Below are 4028 nucleotides of genomic sequence, written 5' to 3' on the forward strand. Positions count from 1 at the left end.
CCTAAGAACTCAGTCAAAGGATTGTTTTTTTGGTATAGGTATGTGCCCGCTATGGCAAGGGGCAGGCAAAGTGATACGGCTAGTTTGTGTAAATAGCTTGTTTCGATATCTCCGGAAAATCCTTTGAGTGTTAGTAGTGCGGTTCCTGTTCCGATCAATAAGTCCGAAATCAGAACCGAGCCGCCAACTTTTTTTTCGATAATAAGGGGCATGCTTTTGTCCATGAATTGATGAGCTGCGTCAGCCAGTTTTTGGCTAGGTTTTTAAACTGGTAGTAAGCGTCTTCTGGTGTGGCGGGCTTTTCAATGTGCGTTTAGGTGTTTAAGAAATTTCCCACTTAAAAACTATCCGGTTCATGTCGGCGGGTGAGTTGTTTCTAGCCAAGGTTTTTACGGTGTCGAAGTTGCGGAATTTGTAAGTTGTATTTGCCAAGTTAATTGGTGTTGCCCCTCAACGTTTGTGATCTCTAACTCTGCGGCGTGCGATAAAGCCCTCGCCATCCAAACCACGCCGCTTCCAACCCCCGTTGAACCCCTCCGCACTTTTGCGTAGCGTGCGTGCCATCTCTCCCTGCCCATTCCGAGGCGTCCTGTGGCTGTGTTGCGCTTGCTGCTGTTGTCGCTTCTGCTCCTGTGTTCCGGCCAGTCCTTTGCGGCGTACCCCGGCACGGTGGATTTGCGTGGCTGGGCGCCGGATGCTGAGCCGATGCGGATTATGCAGGGCCAGTGGTTGTTGACTTGGCGCGATGATGTACGCGCGCCGCAGCGGGTGACGTTGCCGTTTACCTGGAATGCAGGCACGCCGACGTGGTGGGGGCAGGTGGGGTTTGGGCGCATTGAGTTGACGACGCAGGTGTTGTTGCCGGTGAGTAATGAGCCACTGGCGTTGTATATCGATGCGTTGAAGTCGGCCGGGCGGGTGTGGGTCGATGGGCAGTTGGTGGCGGTGTCGGGGCGGGTAGGGGATGCGGCGGATGAGCAGCCGCGGATCAAGCCGTTGCTGATTCCCTTGCCGGTGGGCGCCGACAGTGTGTTGGTGCGCATTGAGGTGTCGAACCATTTCCATCGTGAGGGTGGGGTGGATATGCCGATTCTGATCGGTACGCGCGCTTATCTGGAGCACCGCGCTGCGCTCTCTCAGGGCGTGCAGTTGTTTACCCTGGGCGGCTGCATTTTGATGGCGTTTTATCTGCTGTTGCTGGGCAGTTGGAATAGCCAGCAAATGCTCAGCGGGCCGTTTAGTTTGATGCTGGCGCTGGCGGCGGCAAGTGCGGCGGCCAATGGCGGGTTGCTGGATAGCCTGGAGCTGCCCACCAGCCTGATTTATCACATCAAGTACACCTGCCAGATTCTGTACCCGGCCATTTATGCCTTGCTGCTGCGCCGTTTGTTTCCTGAGGAGTCGAGCGTGTTTGTCGCTCGCGCTTTGTTGGTAATCGGGGTGGCTGTGGCACTGTTGATACTGCTCACCCCTCCCGCGTTGTTCACCGCTACCCGCGAGCCGGCGGCGATTTTGGTGGTCGCTTCGTGCATCTATTTTCTCAGCAATATCATCCATGCCGTGCTGCGCCATCGCGACGGCGCGCAGAGCATTTTGCTCGGTATGTTGTTGGTCACTGCGGCGGTGTGCAACGACGTGCTGCTGTACACCGAGGGCCTGGTGACGGTCAGCGTGTTTCCCCTTGGGGTGCTGGGTTTGTTGCTCTCTCACGGGGTGGTGTTGGGCCAGCGCATGTTGGCGGCGCTACGGCATAACGTTGAGCTGTCGGACCACTTGCAGCGTTTGAATACCTCGCTGGAGCAACGGGTCGAGCAGCGTACCGCGGTGCTGCGGCAGAACCGTGACCTGCTCGACCGCACCCTGGAGCATATGGACGCCGCGCTGCTGTCGGTGGACGGCCAGGGCAATATTCTGGCGATCAACCAGCGTTTTCGCCGCTTGTTTGGTGTGTCCGGGGAGGCCAGTACGCGGGGGCAATTGCTGCACCGCTTAAAGCACGCCGAGCTGGCGTTGGACCCTGGCGAATGTGCCTTGCTATTGCCGGCAGTGGGGCAGCCCTTGCGCGCCCATGAAGACCTGTCGTTGGCCAATCGGCTGATTATCGACGTGCGTCGGCGCTCCCTGGCAGACGGCGGGTGGGTGTCGACGTTTGAGGATGTGACCAGCCAGCGCCTGGCCGAGTTGGGCGTGCAGGGTGGCGATATCGGCCACTGGAAATTTGATGTGCGCAAGCGCCAGCTCGAAGGCTCGGAGCGCTGCTGGAGCATGCTCGGTTACTACCGCGAAGAAATCGGTACGCCCAGCTTGCTCAGCCTTAGCCACCCGCAAGACGCGCACAAATTATTCACCCAAGTGTTGCGCGCGCGGCGCGGTAGCGGCGAGCTGCAATGCACCCTGCGGCTGCTGCATAGCAGTGGGGATTGGCTATGGGTATCGTTGCGCGGACGCTGCATTCTCGACCGTGAGCAACGGCCGCTGTATTGGCTTGGCGTTATTGAAGATATCGACCGCGAAGTCTGTGCGCAGCTGGCCCTGGAACAAGCCCGCGACCAAGCCGTGCGCGATGCGCGGCAGAACGAAGAGTTACTCGCCACCCTAAGTCATGAACTGCGCACGCCGCTGGTGGCGATTCAGGGCCATATCGCCTTGTTACTCGACCAACACGAGCTGCAACTGCCCATGCGCCGGCGCCTGGACACCGTGCAAAGCGCCTCGCGCAGCCTCACCGATGTGCTTGATGGTCTGCTGGCCCTGGCGCGCAGCGAAACCGCCAAGCTGCCGCTGCGCGTGCCGTTCGATCTGGCCGAGCTGGTGCGCGAATGCGTCGAGGTGATGCGTTTGCAAGCCGGCGCCAAGCACTTGGAACTCAGCCTGCATATGGACCTGGGCGAGCGCTGCTGGGTGGAGGGCAGCCCGGTGGGCGTGCGGCAGGTGCTGTACAACCTGCTCGGCAACGCCATCAAGTTCACCCAGCAGGGCGGCATCAATGTGCGGGTGCAGGCCGACGCCCAGGGTGAGGGCTTTATTCTGGTGGTCACCGATACCGGCATGGGCATTCCGGATGACTTGCAGGCGCAGGTGTTCGCCGCCTTTACCCGCTTGGACCAACACAGTCATCAGCCGGGTGTGGGCTTGGGGCTGTACATCGTCCATCGCCTGGTGCAACTGCTCGGCGGCGAAATCAGCCTGCAAAGCAGCCTGGGCGTTGGCTCGTGTTTCCGCCTGGCCTTGCCCTGGCCGCCGTTGCTGCGCCATCAGCCCGAGCTGAATCTGGATGTGCCGCTGGACGGCCTTTACGTGCTGCTGGTGGAAGACGTGCCGGTCAGCCGCGAAGTAACCCGCGAACTGCTGCTCAGCTGGGGCTGCCTGGTGGACACCGCCGTTGACGGTGAGGGCGCCATCGCCAGTTGCCAGGAACATGAGTACGACCTGGTGCTGATGGATATGCGTCTGCCCGATATGGACGGCCTGGAAGCCAGCCGGATTATCCGTGCGCAGCAGGGGGATGTGGGCCCGCTGATGGTGGCGTTGACCGCTAATGCCACTGACCTTGATCGCCAAGCCTGCTTGCAGGCCGGGCTTGATGGCGTGTTGGCGAAACCGTTGCAGCGCCGGCAATTGCAGGCGTTGTTGAGTGGTGAAGATATGTTTGCGCCGTCGCCTGCCGAATTGGCCGCAGGCGATGAGCGCGCGTTAGCGGCGCCGCGCTTTGAACAGTTACGCCAGTGGCTAGGGGCGGATTTGTTTGACCGCTTACTGCCCTCGTTTCTGGCCTCCTTGGAAGAGGTGCGTGAGGGCGTTCAGGAATTGCTAGTGGCGCCGCACAGTGATCCGGGCAATAACCGGCGGGCGGCGTTGTTGCATCGGTTGCAAGGCAGTGCGGCGAACTTTGGTTTGCATAGCCTGGCCAGTCAGAGCCTGGCGGCGCAGCGGGGGGAGATTCAGTTGGAGACGTTGCGGGAAGTGCTGGATGAGCATTTGCGGGTGTTAAGGGTGGAGCTGGAACGCGGCTGAGGGGCACTCAAGCC

The 4028-nt window shown here is 60.2% G+C and carries 2 protein-coding genes; one reads left to right on the forward strand and one right to left on the reverse strand.

Annotated elements, in window-relative coordinates; translation table 11 throughout:
- On the reverse strand, positions 1 to 212 hold a 212-nt coding region (locus AAAB16_RS05260), incomplete at its 3' end, for a hypothetical protein (RefSeq protein WP_340662397.1).
- A 379-nt stretch (positions 213 to 591) separates the two neighbouring features.
- Here AAAB16_RS05260 and AAAB16_RS05265 point away from each other — a divergent pair.
- Positions 592 to 4014 (forward strand): ATP-binding protein, encoded by a 3423-nt coding sequence (locus AAAB16_RS05265; RefSeq protein ID WP_340662398.1) that lies wholly within the window; start codon positions 592 to 594, stop codon positions 4012 to 4014.
- The last annotated feature ends 14 nt before the right edge of the window (positions 4015 to 4028 follow it).

This window comes from Pseudomonas sp., assembly GCF_037994325.1.
In the GTDB taxonomy this organism is placed as follows: domain Bacteria; phylum Pseudomonadota; class Gammaproteobacteria; order Pseudomonadales; family Pseudomonadaceae; genus Aquipseudomonas.